This is a genomic window from Streptomyces sp. NPDC087263, assembly GCF_044744645.1.
GTDB lineage: Bacteria > Actinomycetota > Actinomycetes > Streptomycetales > Streptomycetaceae > Streptomyces.
In genome coordinates, this window is sequence record NZ_JBIUYT010000006.1 from 40,179 (window position 1) to 53,579 (window position 13,401).

General features: G+C 70.7%; 12 protein-coding genes. 6 read left to right on the top strand and 6 right to left on the bottom strand.

Features of this window, described 5'->3' with window-relative positions; genetic code table 11:
* The first annotated feature begins 64 nt into the window (after positions 1-64).
* Positions 65-1,699: a malate synthase A gene (gene aceB, locus ACIPC1_RS20505; protein WP_402518864.1), complete on the top strand. Its 1,635-nt coding sequence runs from the start codon at positions 65-67 to the stop codon at positions 1,697-1,699.
* A 3-nt stretch (positions 1,700-1,702) separates the two neighbouring features.
* On the opposite strand, the gene ACIPC1_RS20510 is transcribed toward aceB, so the two are convergent.
* The 4 genes from ACIPC1_RS20510 to ACIPC1_RS20525 form a co-directional block, all read right to left on the bottom strand.
* Positions 1,703-2,008 (bottom strand): SelT/SelW/SelH family protein, encoded by a 306-nt coding sequence (locus tag ACIPC1_RS20510; protein ID WP_402519511.1) that lies wholly within the window; start codon positions 2,006-2,008, stop codon positions 1,703-1,705.
* Positions 2,009-2,037: 29 nt separating this feature from the next.
* Positions 2,038-2,973, bottom strand: a complete 936-nt coding sequence (locus ACIPC1_RS20515) for a HipA family kinase (RefSeq protein WP_402518865.1) — start codon at positions 2,971-2,973, stop codon at positions 2,038-2,040.
* 103 nt (positions 2,974-3,076) lie between these two features.
* On the bottom strand, positions 3,077-4,579 hold the full coding sequence (locus ACIPC1_RS20520; RefSeq protein ID WP_402518867.1) for an amidohydrolase: 1,503 nt from the start codon (positions 4,577-4,579) through the stop codon (positions 3,077-3,079).
* Complete coding sequence (locus ACIPC1_RS20525) at positions 4,576-5,211, bottom strand: FMN-binding negative transcriptional regulator (RefSeq protein ID WP_402518869.1); 636 nt, start codon at positions 5,209-5,211, stop codon at positions 4,576-4,578. The genes ACIPC1_RS20520 and ACIPC1_RS20525 overlap by 4 nt, the downstream gene beginning before the upstream one ends.
* Before the next feature lie 263 nt (positions 5,212-5,474).
* Between ACIPC1_RS20525 and ACIPC1_RS20530 the strand changes: the two genes are divergently transcribed.
* Positions 5,475-5,645, top strand: a complete 171-nt coding sequence (locus ACIPC1_RS20530; protein ID WP_402518870.1) for a hypothetical protein — start codon at positions 5,475-5,477, stop codon at positions 5,643-5,645.
* A 42-nt stretch (positions 5,646-5,687) separates the two neighbouring features.
* Here ACIPC1_RS20530 and ACIPC1_RS20535 read toward each other — a convergent pair whose 3' ends face one another.
* The gene (locus ACIPC1_RS20535; RefSeq protein ID WP_402518872.1) at positions 5,688-7,274 is read right to left on the bottom strand and encodes an IucA/IucC family protein; all 1,587 of its coding nucleotides are present in this window, start codon (positions 7,272-7,274) and stop codon (positions 5,688-5,690) included.
* Between the two features lie 114 nt (positions 7,275-7,388).
* Between ACIPC1_RS20535 and ACIPC1_RS20540 the strand changes: the two genes are divergently transcribed.
* The 3 genes from ACIPC1_RS20540 to ACIPC1_RS20550 all read left to right on the top strand — a co-directional run bounded on the left by ACIPC1_RS20540 (position 7,389) and on the right by ACIPC1_RS20550 (position 11,191).
* The gene (locus tag ACIPC1_RS20540) at positions 7,389-9,014 is read left to right on the top strand and encodes an IucA/IucC family protein (protein ID WP_402518873.1); all 1,626 of its coding nucleotides are present in this window, start codon (positions 7,389-7,391) and stop codon (positions 9,012-9,014) included.
* A 96-nt stretch (positions 9,015-9,110) separates the two neighbouring features.
* Complete coding sequence (locus tag ACIPC1_RS20545; RefSeq protein ID WP_402518874.1) at positions 9,111-10,376, top strand: VWA domain-containing protein; 1,266 nt, start codon at positions 9,111-9,113, stop codon at positions 10,374-10,376.
* Positions 10,376-11,191 (top strand): hypothetical protein, encoded by an 816-nt coding sequence (locus tag ACIPC1_RS20550; RefSeq protein WP_402518876.1) that lies wholly within the window; start codon positions 10,376-10,378, stop codon positions 11,189-11,191. The genes ACIPC1_RS20545 and ACIPC1_RS20550 overlap by 1 nt, the downstream gene beginning before the upstream one ends.
* A 188-nt stretch (positions 11,192-11,379) precedes the next feature.
* Here the strand turns inward: ACIPC1_RS20550 and ACIPC1_RS20555 are convergent, their stop codons facing one another.
* Positions 11,380-12,006 (bottom strand): winged helix-turn-helix transcriptional regulator, encoded by a 627-nt coding sequence (locus ACIPC1_RS20555; protein ID WP_402518877.1) that lies wholly within the window; start codon positions 12,004-12,006, stop codon positions 11,380-11,382.
* 85 nt (positions 12,007-12,091) lie between these two features.
* Here ACIPC1_RS20555 and ACIPC1_RS20560 point away from each other — a divergent pair, with 85 nt between their 5' ends.
* A complete protein-coding gene (locus tag ACIPC1_RS20560; RefSeq protein WP_402518879.1) occupies positions 12,092-13,300 on the top strand; it encodes a pyridoxal phosphate-dependent aminotransferase in 1,209 nt (402 codons plus the stop codon).
* Positions 13,301-13,401 lie beyond the last annotated feature (101 nt).

Below are 13,401 nucleotides of genomic sequence, written 5' to 3' on the forward strand. Positions count from 1 at the left end.
GCTCACAGCCGTACTCAGATTGACTGGCACCCGGTGCCACGCTCGCTGAAGGAAGTGACAGCTCATGTCCGCACCAGCGCCGTCCTCGCTGGCCATCGTCGACGCCGAGCCCCTGCCCCGGCAGGAAGAGGTTCTCACCGACGCGGCCCTCGCCTTCGTGGCCGAGCTGCACCGGCTGTTCACGCCCCGGCGTGACGAGCTCCTCGTCCACCGTGCGGAGCGCCGCGCCGAGATCGCCCGCACCTCCACGCTCGACTTCCTCCCGGAGACGGCCGCGATCCGCGCGGACGACTCCTGGAGGGTGGCCCCCTCCCCGGCGGCCCTGAACGACCGCCGCGTCGAGATCACCGGCCCCACCGACCGCAAGATGACCATCAACGCCCTCAATTCCGGCGCAAAGATCTGGCTCGCGGACTTCGAGGACGCCTCCGCGCCCACCTGGGAGAACGTGGTCCTCGGTCAGGTCAACCTGACCGACGCGTACACCCGGAACATCGACTTCACGGACGAGCGCACCGGCAAGTCGTACGCGCTCAAGCCGGCCGACGAACTCGCGACCGTCGTCATGCGGCCGCGCGGCTGGCACCTGAACGAGCGCCACCTCGTCGACACCGACGGCACGCCCGTCCCCGGCGCGCTCGTCGACTTCGGCCTGTACTTCTTCCACAACGCGCAGCGCCTGCTCGACCTCGGCAAGGGCCCGTACTTCTACCTCCCGAAGACGGAGTCGCACCAGGAGGCGCGCCTCTGGAACGACGTCTTCGTCTTCGCACAGGACTACGTCGGCATCCCGCAGGGCACCGTCCGCGCGACCGTCCTGATCGAGACGATCACCGCCGCGTACGAGATGGACGAGATCCTCTACGAACTCCGCGACCATGCCTCCGGGTTGAACGCCGGCCGCTGGGACTACCTCTTCTCCATCGTCAAGAACTTCCGTGACGGCGGCGAGAAGTTCGTGCTGCCGGACCGCAACGCGGTGACGATGACAGCCCCGTTCATGCGCGCGTACACCGAGCTCCTCGTCCGCACCTGCCACAAGCGGGGCGCCCACGCGCTCGGCGGCATGGCGGCGTTCATCCCCTCGCGCCGCGACGAAGAGGTCAACAAGGTCGCCTTCGAGAAGGTCAAGGCCGACAAGGACCGTGAGGCGAACGACGGTTTCGACGGCTCATGGGTGGCCCACCCGGACCTCGTCCCGATCGCCATGGCCTCCTTCGACGCGGTCCTCGGCGACCGGCCCCACCAGAAGGACCGGCTGCGCGAGGACGTCTCGGTGGCGGCCGGTGACCTGATCGCCGTCGACTCCCTCGACGCCAAGCCGACGTACGACGGCCTGGTCAACGCCGTCCAGGTCGGCATCCGCTACATCGAGGCCTGGCTGCGCGGGCTCGGCGCGGTCGCCATCTTCAACCTCATGGAGGACGCGGCCACCGCCGAGATCTCGCGCTCACAGATCTGGCAGTGGATCAACGCGGGGGTCGTGTTCGAGCACGAGGGCAAGGCCCTGACCGCGACGCCCGAGCTGGCGCGCAGCATCGCCGCCGAGGAACTCGCGAACATCCGCGCCGAGATCGGCGACGAGGCCTTCGCCGCGGGCAACTGGCAGCAGGCGCACGACCTGTTGCTGAAGGTCGCCCTCGACGAGGACTACGCGGACTTCCTCACGCTGCCCGCGTACGAGCAACTGGTCGGCTGACGCTCACTTCTCCGAGTGGCCCAGGGACTTCTCCGGGGCCACTCGGTCGCGTACGAGGCGCTTGACGGCCGTCGGCTCGGGGAAGCCCTGCTCACGGCGGTCCCAGACGACCTCGTCGTCCACACGTACGACGAAGACACCGCCGGTGCCGGGCTTGAGGGCGAGTTCCGTCAACTCGGTCTCGAAGGTGGTGAGGAGTTCCTGGGCGAGCCAGGCCGCACGGGGTAGCCAGCGGCACTGAGTGCAGTACTCGATCTGGACGCGGTGAGGGGTGTGCGAGGGCTCCGTGTCCGTGACGACGTCCGCCATGTTCTCCGTCTTCTCCGTCTTCTCCGTGGTCATCCGAGGTGTACCGACCAATCCTGTTCCGCTGCCGGTTTGCCGTGCAGGTCAGGTACCTGCTTGAGCCAGTTCGGCCGTCCTCGCCGGGTTTTCGCCGCGCGGTCCGCGTCCTCAGCGGCGAGTTGTCCCCCGGTGGGGAAGCCGGTGGGCAGCCACTGCGCGGAGGCCCGCACCCGGGCGAGGAGATAACGGACGTACGCCTCACGCGCCTCGTCGGGGGTCGCGAAACCGGGCTCGTCCGCGAGCCACGCGTCGGGGACCTCGGCCGTGATCCCACGCAGCAGCTCCTCGGTCACGAGGGGGGCGAGTGCAGCGTCCGCCGCGCGGGTGTCCGGGGTGTGGCCGCCGAGGGCGTGGCGTCTGAAGTCGTACGACTTCTCCGGCGCCGAGGTGTCCCAGCGGTGGTGGAAGACGAGGGCGGCGCCGTGGTCGATGAGCCACAGGCGCGGGGGCGCGAAACCGAGCGTGGGCCAGATCATCAGGTTCGAACTGTGCACCGTGCGGTCGACGTTGACCGTGAGGGCGTCCAGCCAGATGACCTTGCCCGCCTCCAGCGGGTCGACGGCGAACGTCTCGGCGATCTCCGGGGTGAAGTCCTTTGCGCCCGACAGATAGTCCATGCCGAGGTTGAGCCCGGCGCTGGCGCGCAGCAGGTCCTGGACCTCCTGGTGGGGCTCGTGCGCGGCGACCGCCGGATCGAAGTGCACCAGGACCAGCTCGGGGAACCGCAGCCCGAGGGCGCGCGCGAGCTCACCGACGATCACCTCGGCGACCAAGGCCTTCGTGCCCTGCGCGGAACCCGTGAACTTCACGACATACGTCCCCAGGTCATCGGCCTCGACGACTCCGGGCACGGAACCACCGGAGTGCAGGGGCGCGACGTAGCGGGTCGCGGTGACCTCTCGCAGCGTCCGCGAGGATTCGACCGGCATGCACGTCCCCTGTCCTCCGAGCGGCCCGTCAGTGGCGGTGTGCCCCTTGCTTCCGGCCTCCGGCATGAAGTCAGCATAGTGACCGAGGGTGACCGCCGACATGTCAGAGCGAGGGGCCGTGGGTCCAGGCACCGGCGAGCATGGTGGCGTGCACCGGCATCTCGCGCAGTGTCCGGACGTCCGCGGTGAGCGGGTCGGCGTCGGTCACCACCAGGTCCGCCCGGTCGCCGACCCGGATCAGCCGCCGCCCCTGGGACGAAGCCGCGAGGGCGGCCGCCACCGGAATCCGCTGCTCCGGGTGCCACGCGGGGCGCTCGTCGCCGGTCCGGGTCACCGCTGACGCCATGGTCAGCCAGGGGTCGAGGGGCGCGACGGGGGCGTCGGAGCCCAACTCCAGGACGGCCCCGGCCTCAAGCAGGTCGGCGAAGGCGTAGGCCCGGTGGGTCCGGCCCGCCCAGTGCCGGTCGGCGACATCCCGGTCGTCGACCGCGTGGGTGGGCTGGACGCTCGCGATGACGCCCAGTTCGGCGAAGCGCGGGATGTCCTTGGCGGCGAGTAGCTGGCCGTGCTCGATACGGCCGCGGCAGCGCACCGCCTCGAAGGCGTCGAGGGCCATCTCGTTGGCGCGGTCCCCGATCGCGTGTACGGCGGGTTCGATCCCGTGGGAGGAGGCGCGACGCAGCAGGGACACCAGTTCCTGCGGGGACAGTTGCTCCAGTCCGTGGGAGCCGGGAGCGCCGGGGATCGCGCCCGGGTACGCCTCGTGGCACAACGCGGTGCGGGTGTTGAGCGAGCCGTCGGTGAACAGCTTGAATGGTCCGACCTCCAGCAGCCCGCCGGGGGTGTCCAGGGGCCGGCCGGTGCGGAGCTCGCGGCTGATCGCCGCGTCCAGGTGCGGGGGCCAGATGGAGGCCGCCACCCGGAGCGGCACCGCGGCGCCGTCCATTCGGCGGGTCCAGTCCGTGATGTTGTCGGCGAACTCGAAGTCGATGATGCCGGTGATCCCCCGCGCGGCGGCGGCCACACAGGCGTCCTGGACCCATTGGTCGGTCAACTCCACCGAAGCGGTGGCGAGTTCGGCCATGGCCTGCATGCACTCGTTCTCAAGGAGCAGGCCGGTGGCGTGGTCACCGCGGTCCAGCAGGGCGAGGCCGGCCGAGTTGAGCCAGGCGCAGTGCAGATCCATGCTGATCAGCAGGGCGGGGCGGTCCGGAACAAGGGCGTCGAGGAGGTCCTTGTGAGGCACGTCCGGCCACAGTCCGTCGCGGAAGCCGTGGCCGATCACCGGCTCACCGGGCGGCAGGACGGCGGCTCGCTCGCCGGCCGCGTCGGCGGCCTCCCGCGCCGAACCGGCGCCGGACACATCGAGCCGACGGCGCAGACCCGCCCACTGGACCATGTGTACGTGCGAGTCCCACAGCCCCGGCAGCAGGGTGCGGCCGTCGAGATCGATGCTCCGCCCGTCGGCGCGCGGTGATTCGCCCGCCGGAAAGACGGCCGCTACGAGACCGGACTCGATACGGACATCGCTCAGCGGTCCGCCCGCACCGAGGTGGACGCGGCACAGGGTGATCGGCTCGGCGCTGGCGGTGTTCGTGGTGGTCACGGCTTCCTCCGGGTGTCGCGCATGGCGCGGGCGAGTTCGGGACCGGCGTACGGCCCGTCGGAATCAAGGGCGTCGGCAAGGCGCAGCACGATGTCCTCGGACTCGTCCTGGCTGAGCTTCGCCTTGGCCGTCACCTTGGTGGCGGACAACCGGAATCCGGTGACGGCGGCGGCGATCCGGTGGGCGTAGGTCTCCACCCGGGCCAGCCGCCATGGCTCGGGAAAACGGTCCTCGAAGTGGTCGACGGTGGCGGACAGTACGTCGTAGGTGTCCGCCGGGTCGAGGACTTCGGGACGGCCGTGGACGTGCAGGACCGTGAAGTTCCACGTCGGAACGTGCGGTGTCTCCTCGTACCAGCGCGGCGAGATGTAGCCGTGCGGCCCCTGGAGCACGATCACGACCTCGTGGGAGCCGAGTTCGTGCGCCTCCGCGTCGGTTCTGGCGAGGTGGCCGAGGAAGGTGGGGACGCCGTCCCCCGTGCCGTGCGGCGCGTCGTCCACCAGCACCGGCAGGTGGGAGACGACCAGTCCGCGGTGGGGCGTGTGGCTGATCAGGGTCGCCCAGGGGTGGGCCCGCGTGAGATCACGCATCCATCCGAGGTCGTCGACCCGGAAGATCTCCTGCTGGAGCATGCGCTGCGTTTCCGTTCTCGTCGGTGCTCGGTGGTGCTCGGTGGTGCTCGGTGGCACGGCTCGTCGGTGCTCGGCGAAGTGGCACGCCACCTGTTGTGGTCCGACCGTCGACTCCGTGGCCGGAACAGGCCATTGATCCGCTGATCCGGGTGGCGGGGAGGCGCGGGGCGGACGTAGACGGTGTCACGTTCGCCATTCTCGACGATCCGCCCCGGACACCTGACGGCGACCTCGTCGGAAACGTGCCGGACCACGGTCAGGTCATGCGCGACGAAGACGTAACCGAGCCCGAAGCCTCCTTGCGGCTCCTTGAGGAGGCTGACCGCCTGCGCCTGCGCGGACACCTGGAGTGCCGACACCGGTTCCTCGCGGACGAGGATCTTCGGGCGGAGGGCGCGACCGTCGCAGGCCGTCAACCCGGCAGCAGGGGCTGAAGCCGGCCACGGTGAAACGGCCGGTCACCTGCGGCGTCGGGACTATTCGCCGGCCGGTGCATTCGCGAGTGGATTCGACAGCGGCACATAGCGGGCGTCCGCCCCGTCCGCGCCCGTCCACCGCAGCAGGAGGTTCGTCTTGCCGGGGAGGGTGGGCGAGGAGAGCAGGTCCGCGATCTCGGGAAGGTCGTGCCGGGCCAGCTCGGTCCGTACGGCGGGCCACGGGTCCCAACCCGGGTGGTCCTCCGCCAGCAGGGCGGCGACCTCGGTGATGTTGTTGACGACCAGGCAGTAGACCAACCGCTCCCACCCGGCGGCCCGGTCCACGTCCGCCAGGAGCTTCACCCCCTCCGCGTCCCGGAAGAGCGCCTGCACGGGCATGCCGCCCGCGTCCACCGCCACCACCGTGTTCTGAAGGTGTGCCTCGACCACCACGCCGTGACGCGCGAACACCTCCAGTGCCGGGGGCACGACCTGGCGCAGATACGCCGCCCACCAGTCGGCGGGGTCGGTGAGCCGGTCGAGGGGGCTGCCGTCGAAGCCTTCGACCAGGGCGGCCGCGAGGAGCGGGGTCGCACCGGGGACGATATGGGCGCGCAGTCCGTCGCGGACCATGACGGCGAGTTCCTCGAAGGCGAAGTCGGCGGTGCGGTAGCCGCGGTCGCTCAGCCACGCCGCGGGGCCGGGGAGGGCCGCGAACGCCGTCGCGGTCGCGTCGTCCGTGCGGCGCAGTTTCAGCAGGTCGTGGCGCCACAGCCGGCGGATGTCGTTGGTGATGCGCACATCGAGGCTGAACTTGAGGAAGAAGTCGGCGTCGGGGTCGGGGTCGGGGTCGTACAACGTGCGGATCGCGGCCGTGGGCCAGAGCGGGTGCGCGGTGCGCCCCAGCCGGACGAGCCGGCCGTCCGCGAAGGCGTCCCGGATCGCCGGGCGGGCGGCGACCAGGTCGAGCTGCCAGGGGTGGGCGGGGAGCATCCGGTAGCCGGGCGGCGGGACCCCGAGGCTGTCGAGCGCTGTCGTGTCGCCCTCCTCGACGACCGCGTCCTCGCGTACCGCGAGCAGCTCCAGCGGGAAACGGGCGTACGCCTCGGGTGCGTACGGCAGCCAGCCGGCGACCGGGCCGCCGCCGCGGGCCTTGGGGGCCGGATGGTGCGGATGCCCGGTGATCAGGGACTGCTCGGAGCGCAGATACGGGTCCGCGGGCGGCGTGGCACGGGCCCGCGCGGCGAGGATCGCGGCGACCGCGTCCCGGCTGTCGGTCATCTCGGTGGGCAGTTCGGAATTGGCCAGACCGGTGAAGGCGCGCAGTTCCTCGGCGGTGAGTTTGATCAGCTCGGCGTGGGTGAGCCGGTGCCAGGTGTCGTCGGCGTACACCTCGGGGCGGGTCGGTCGGCGGCTGCCGCGGACCCTGATCAGCCGGTCACTGGCACGGAGCCGGTATGTGCCGGGGGCCCCGGCGGGCTCTCCCACCTCCCGCAGCAGACAATTGAGCAACGGCGCCGCGGCATACTCGTCGGCGGCTTCTTCTCTGTCGTCCGTGCGGTCCCCGGGAAGGCCGTCGTTCAGGTCGTTTCCGGGTGGCGGGGGGAGCATGGGGGGCATGGGGGCCACGCGATCCATTCGTTCCATACGGTGCTCTGGTGATCATTATGTGTGTCGACGTCGGGCTTCGGCGACCGCGGCGACAGACCCTCGTCGCGAGCGACCACTCGACGAACGCCCCCGTACCCAAGGAGCTCCACCGTGCACCGTCCCCCCACACCCGAGGCCGAGGTCACGCTCGCGGAGGAACTGAGTGTTGTCCGGCCCGGCTTGTCGGCGTCGTACGCGGCCGCGCTGCCCGGCGCGCGGGCGGCCGTACTGACCCGGCTGTGGCGTGCGCTGGCGTACGAGCCGATGCCCTGGGTCGCGCGCCGCGAGGCGGGGCGTGACGGTCTCACCTTGCGGCTGACCGACGGCCGCCGGCTGCACGGCCCGCGCGCCGATCCGTACGCCACCACCGCGTACGTCACCGAGGTACGGCTCGACGGCACCTGGCACGACCGCCCGGACCGGCTCCTGACAGCCCTCGCCGTCCCGCACGCCGCCTCCTTCGCCGCTGAACTCGGCAACAGCGTCGCCTCGTTGGCCCTGTCCCGCGCAGGTCAGCCTGCCGCCGACCAGGAGCCGGTCGCAGGCTGGGAGTGGGAGCAGCGGGTCGTCGACGGGCACCCCTACCACCCCAACTGCCGTTCGCGGCCCGGGTTCTCGGCGGCCGAGCAGCTGGCGTACGGGCCGGAGCACCGGCCGCTGGTGGAGCTGGGGCTGGTGGCCTCGGACGACTGTCTCGTGACGGGAGAGTGGCCGAAGTGGCTGCGGGACGGGGAGCGGGTGCTGATTCCGGTCCACCCCTGGCAGACGGCGCATGTGCTGGGCGGTCCGGGCCAGGAGAAGACGGGCGCGGCGGGGGGCTTGGGCGAGGGGAGCTTCGGCGAAGGCGGGTTCGGCACGGGGGGCCTCGGCGGAGGCGGGTTCAGCAAAGGGGGCCTCGACGGAGGCGGCTTGCGTCAAGAAGGTTTCGTCGCGCACCCGTTGATGTCCCTGCGCACCCTCGCCCTGCCGGACGGGCCGCATGTGAAGACGGCGCTGAGCGCCCGGCTGACCTCCTCCGTGCGGGACATCTCGGTGTACTCGATCGAGACGGCCGCGACGGTCTCGGCGTTCATGGAGGCGATGGCGGAGCGTCCGGACGTGCCGCTGCACATCACCCGGACCCTGGGCGCCGCCACCGCCAACAGCCCTGATCTCGCGGCGGTGTTGAGGGAGTCCCCGGACATGTACGCGAACTCCGGTGAGCGGGTCGTCCCGGTGGCCGCCCTCGCCACCACCGGGTTGCCCCAATCTCCGGCCTGGATGGCCGAGTTCACCCGTCTCGCCCTCACCGCCGGTCTGCGCCTGCTCGACCTGGGCGTGGCCCTGGAGGCGCACGGCCAGAACCTCCTCGTGGTCCTCTCCCCCACGGGCACCCCTCTCCGGCTCGTCTATCGCGACCTGGCCGACATCAGGATCAGCCCGGCCCGCCTGGCCCGCCACGGCATCCCGGTGCCGGACCTCGCGGGCCGTATCGTCACCGACGACGTGACCACCCTGCGCCGCAAGCTCTTCGGCGCCCTCGTCGGCGGCACACTGGGCGCGACGGCGGGATCGACGGCCGCTCTGCGCGAGGCGCTGGAGACGGTCGTACCCGATCTGCCGGACTCCCCGGACCTCGCGGCCCTCCGGAACGAGCCGCTCCCCACCAAGGCGCTGACCTTGATGCGGCTTTCTCCGGAGACACCCGGGGACACCTGGGCACAGCTACCCAACCCGCTCCTCAACTCCTCCTTGTGAAAACCTTGTTGTGAATCTCGTGGTGAACCTCGTAGTGAGGTCTCGTTGTGAGGTCTCGTTTTGAAGCACGACACCTTTGGTCAATAGGATCCGCCGATGATCACAAGACAACGGCTGGCGACAGGGCTTTGTGCTCTGATCGCCGCCCTGGCGGCCGGAATCGCCTACCCGGCCGGCGCGGTCGCCGACGAAACGGCGGAGCAGGCCGCTCCCAAGGTCGACCTGGTACTGGACGTCAGCGGTTCGATGCGGGCGACGGACATCGACGGCAAGTCACGTATGGCCGCGGCGAAGCAGGCCTTCAACGAGGTGCTCGACGCAACGCCCGAGGAAGTCCAGCTCGGGATACGCACACTCGGCGCCAACTACCCCGGCGACGACCAGAAGACGGGATGCAAGGACACCGCACAGCTCTACCCGGTCGGCCCACTGGACCGGACCGAGGCGAAGACCGCCGTCGCCACCCTCGTCCCCACCGGCTGGACCCCGATCGGGCCCGCGCTGCTCAAGGCCGCCGACGACCTCGACGGCGGCAACGGTTCCAAGCGCATCGTCCTCATCAGTGACGGCGAGGACACCTGCGCCCCGCTCGACCCCTGCGAGGTGGCCCGGGAGATCGCGGCCAAGGGCATCGGTCTCACCATCGACACGCTCGGACTGGTGCCGAACACCAAGATGCGCGAGCAGTTGAGCTGCATCGCCGAGGCCACCGGCGGCACATACACGTCGGTGGAACACACCGACGAACTCACCGACAAGGTCAACCAGTTGGTGGACCGCGCCGCCGATCCGGTGGTCGTGCCGCAGGCGGTCGAGGGCGCCGAGTCGTGCGCCAAGGCGCCCACGATCGAGTCGGGGCTCTTCACCGACCGTGAGGAGTTCGCGCAGCACCGCTGGTACCGCGTCGACGTCGAGCCGGGCCAGGAGCTGCGCGCCTCGGTGAGTGTCGCCGCGGACCGCGAAGTCAGCCCGGACTACGGGGTGTTGCTGCGGGCCGTCACCCTGAGCGGACGGGAGATCGTCCGTGGTGAGGCGGCCGGCAGCGGCCGAACCGACGTCATCTCGACGGGGCTGCGCTATCCGAAGGCCGAGAGCGACGACGAGAACGCCACCGCCGAGACGGTGTGTATCCAGGTCGCCAACTCCTTCTCGGCCGCGGGGGGCGTGAAGACGACACCCGGACTGCCACTGGAGCTGACGGTCGATGTCGTCGACGCGCCGGACCAGGCCTCCGACGTGGCCTCGTTCGGCCTCGGGCGCGGCTGGTGGCTGCTCGGCGCCCTCGTGCTCACCGGCTTCCTCGCCGGTGTGCTGTGGGGCTGGATCTCGCGCCTGCGGGTCGCCGTATGGAGGACCAACTGATGCGTATCCGACGAGTGTTGACCATCACCCTGTTCCTCCTCGGGGTGGCCGCGGCCCCCGCCGTCGCCGACTCCTCGCCCTCGGCGAGCCCCTCGGACGACAGCGCCGGACCCACCCAGGCCGGTACGTCGTTCCGTACGGCGACCGAGATCGAGCAGGGTCAGCAGGCCACCGCGAGCGGGTCCACGAGCGACTTCCTGTACTGGTCGTTCCCCGCGGACGCCGGTCAGCGGCCCACCGTGAAGGCGACGGTGCGGCTGCCGGACGCCTCGACACGGACCGCTGCGCAGACCTGGCAGCTCGATGTGTACGACGGGTTGCGGCGCCGTCAGGCGTGCCAGTACGGGGCGCAGACGCGGACGGCGGCGCAGGACGCGGCGTCCGTGGAGCTGTCCTGCACTCTGCGCAACGTCCGTGCCTGGTCGGAGACTTGGGCCGATGACCCGTTGCCGGGCACGTACTACATCCGGCTGACCGCGACCGGTCTACAGGCCTCCGATCTGGGCCTGCCGCTGAGCGCCGAGGTCCAGGTGGACTCCAAGGAGATCGGCGGCGCGGCGGCGGTGGACGGGGCGCTCGCGCAGCCGCTGATTCCTGGGGTTGCGACGACCGGGGACACCTCGGACGACTCCGAGGGGGCGACCACGGCCACGCTGTCGTCTCTGGAACCCGATGACGGGTGGGCCTCCGGGTGGTGGTCCGACCGGTGGGTGTGGACCGCGTTCGGTGGCGTGCTCGCCGCCCTGGCGGGCATCGGCGGATACGCACTGACCCGCGGGTCTGGGCGACCGTCGCGGGTGCCGCGGGGCGTCTGACCGCCCATGGGCAGGGGTGGTTTTTCGCCCCCTCCGCCCCTGCCCATCCCGTATCTGGGGGCTGCCGCCCCCAGACCCCCGCTTCGGCCTCAACGGCCTCGTCCTCAAACGCCGGACGGGCTGAAGCGTGGCGGAGCCTCAGAGATGCGGGACGGGTAGAGGCGGAGGGGGCGAAAAACTTCCCCGCCTCACCCCTCCCGCAACCCCTTCGCCAACGTCCCCTCCCCCACCACCCCGACCCGCCCCTCCCGCACCGCGTCGAGGAGGGTCGACTCCCCCCGGCTCACGGCCTCGCACGTCGCCGTGTCGAGGCACAGCCGGACGTCCGGCTCCTCCCGGGCGGGCCCGTCCCCGTACACGGGCCCCTCCTCGGCTCCCAGCCACACATGGAACTCCCCCTCGTCCAGGCGGACTTCCACCAGCCCCTCGCCTTCCAGCCCCCGCAACAGCGGCAACGCGAACCAATGCGCCCGTACGGCGTCGGTGGGCCGACGCTCGCCGAGCTCGGCGGCGCCCCAGTCACCGAGTGCCTGTAGCACGGGAAGCAACTCCCTTCCGCGCGAGGTGAGTTCGTAGACGTATGCCGCGCCGGGCGGTGGAAGTCGCCGCCGGGTGGTCAGCCCGTCGCGCTCCATGTCCTTGAGCCGCGACGCGAGGACGTCCGTGCTCACGCCGGGCAGGTCCGCGTGCAGGTCCGTGTAGCGGCGCGGCCCGCCGAGGAGTTCGCGGACGATCAGGAGGGTCCAGCGGTCACCGACGGCGTCGAGCGCCCGGGCAGCGGAACAGTACTGGTCGTAGCTTCGGCGAGGTGACATGCGACGCAGTCTAGACATGTTGTTGGACTTTCCAAGTGCCTACTTGGTAAAACCAAGCATCACAACGAACCGGAGGGCACAGCGCATGGAGTTCCGGCAGTCGAGCAAACTCAGCGAGGTCTGTTACGAGATCCGGGGCCCGGTGATCGAGCACGCCAACGCGCTGGAGGAGGCGGGCCACAGCGTGCTGCGCCTCAATACCGGCAACCCCGCGCTCTTCGGTTTCGAGGCGCCGGACGAGATCCTCCAGGACATGATCCGGATGCTCCCGCAGGCACACGGCTACACGGACTCGCGGGGCATCCTCTCCGCCCGCCGCGCGGTGGCCCAGCGCTACCAGGACCGCGGCCTGGAGGTCGGCGTCGACGACGTCTTCCTCGGCAACGGTGTCTCCGAGCTGGTGTCGATGGCCGTACAGGCACTGCTCGAGGACGGCGACGAAGTCCTCATCCCAGCCCCGGACTTCCCCCTCTGGACGGCGGTGACCACGCTCGCCGGAGGCAAGGCCGTGCACTACCTCTGCGACGAACAGTCCGACTGGTACCCGGACCTGGCCGACATGGCCGCGAAGATCACCGACCGGACCCGCGCCGTGGTCATCATCAACCCCAACAACCCGACGGGCGCGGTCTATCCCAAGGAAATCATCGAGGGCATCCTCGACCTCGCCCGCCGCCACGGCCTGCTGGTCTTCGCCGACGAGATCTACGACCAGATCCTGTACGACGACGCCGTGCACCACACGGCCGCCGCACTCGCCCCCGACCTGGTCGTCCTCACCTTCTGCGGCCTGTCGAAGACCTACCGCGTCGCCGGGTTCCGCTCCGGCTGGCTGGTCGTCACGGGCCCCAAGCAGCACGCGCGCAGCTATCTGGAGGGCCTGACGATGCTCGCCTCCATGCGGCTGTGCGCCAACGCGCCTGCCCAGTACGCCATTCAGGCCGCGCTCGGCGGCCGCCAGTCCATCCACGAACTGACCGCCCCCGGTGGCCGCCTGCACGAACAGCGCAACCGCGCCTGGGAGAAGCTCAACGAGATCCCCGGCGTCTCGTGCGTGAAACCGAAGGGCGCCCTGTACGCCTTCCCGCGCATCGATCCCAAGGTCCACAAGATCCACGACGACGAGAAGTTCGTCCTGGACCTCCTCCTCCGCGAGAAGATCCAGGTCGTCCAGGGCACCGGCTTCAACTGGCCCCGCCCCGACCACTTCCGCATCCTCACCCTCCCCTACGCCGACGACCTGGACGCGGCGATCAGCCGGATCGGGCGGTTCCTGAGCGGGTACCGGCAGTAGCGGGTACCCGCCGTAGGGCCGACCGGCGCAGCCGGTGCTGCGAGCGCCGCCGGCCGGTGTCACCGTACGAAGGACAGTTGCGCGCGAAGGGACAGAAAGGG

Coding starts and splice junctions, on each gene's coding strand:
- ACIPC1_RS20525 (WP_402518869.1), bottom strand. CDS start 5,211: ATGCTCCAGCAGGAGATCTTCCGGGTCGACGACCTCGGATGGATGCGT.
- ACIPC1_RS20535 (WP_402518872.1), bottom strand. CDS start 7,274: ATGGAACGAATGGATCGCGTGGCCCCCATGCCCCCCATGCTCCCCCCG.
- ACIPC1_RS20555 (WP_402518877.1), bottom strand. CDS start 12,006: ATGTCACCTCGCCGAAGCTACGACCAGTACTGTTCCGCTGCCCGGGCG.
- ACIPC1_RS20510 (WP_402519511.1), bottom strand. CDS start 2,008: ATGGCGGACGTCGTCACGGACACGGAGCCCTCGCACACCCCTCACCGC.
- ACIPC1_RS20515 (WP_402518865.1), bottom strand. CDS start 2,973: ATGCCGGTCGAATCCTCGCGGACGCTGCGAGAGGTCACCGCGACCCGC.
- ACIPC1_RS20560 (WP_402518879.1), top strand. CDS start 12,092: ATGGAGTTCCGGCAGTCGAGCAAACTCAGCGAGGTCTGTTACGAGATC.
- ACIPC1_RS20530 (WP_402518870.1), top strand. CDS start 5,475: ATGCGCGACGAAGACGTAACCGAGCCCGAAGCCTCCTTGCGGCTCCTT.
- ACIPC1_RS20545 (WP_402518874.1), top strand. CDS start 9,111: ATGATCACAAGACAACGGCTGGCGACAGGGCTTTGTGCTCTGATCGCC.
- aceB (WP_402518864.1), top strand. CDS start 65: ATGTCCGCACCAGCGCCGTCCTCGCTGGCCATCGTCGACGCCGAGCCC.
- ACIPC1_RS20550 (WP_402518876.1), top strand. CDS start 10,376: ATGCGTATCCGACGAGTGTTGACCATCACCCTGTTCCTCCTCGGGGTG.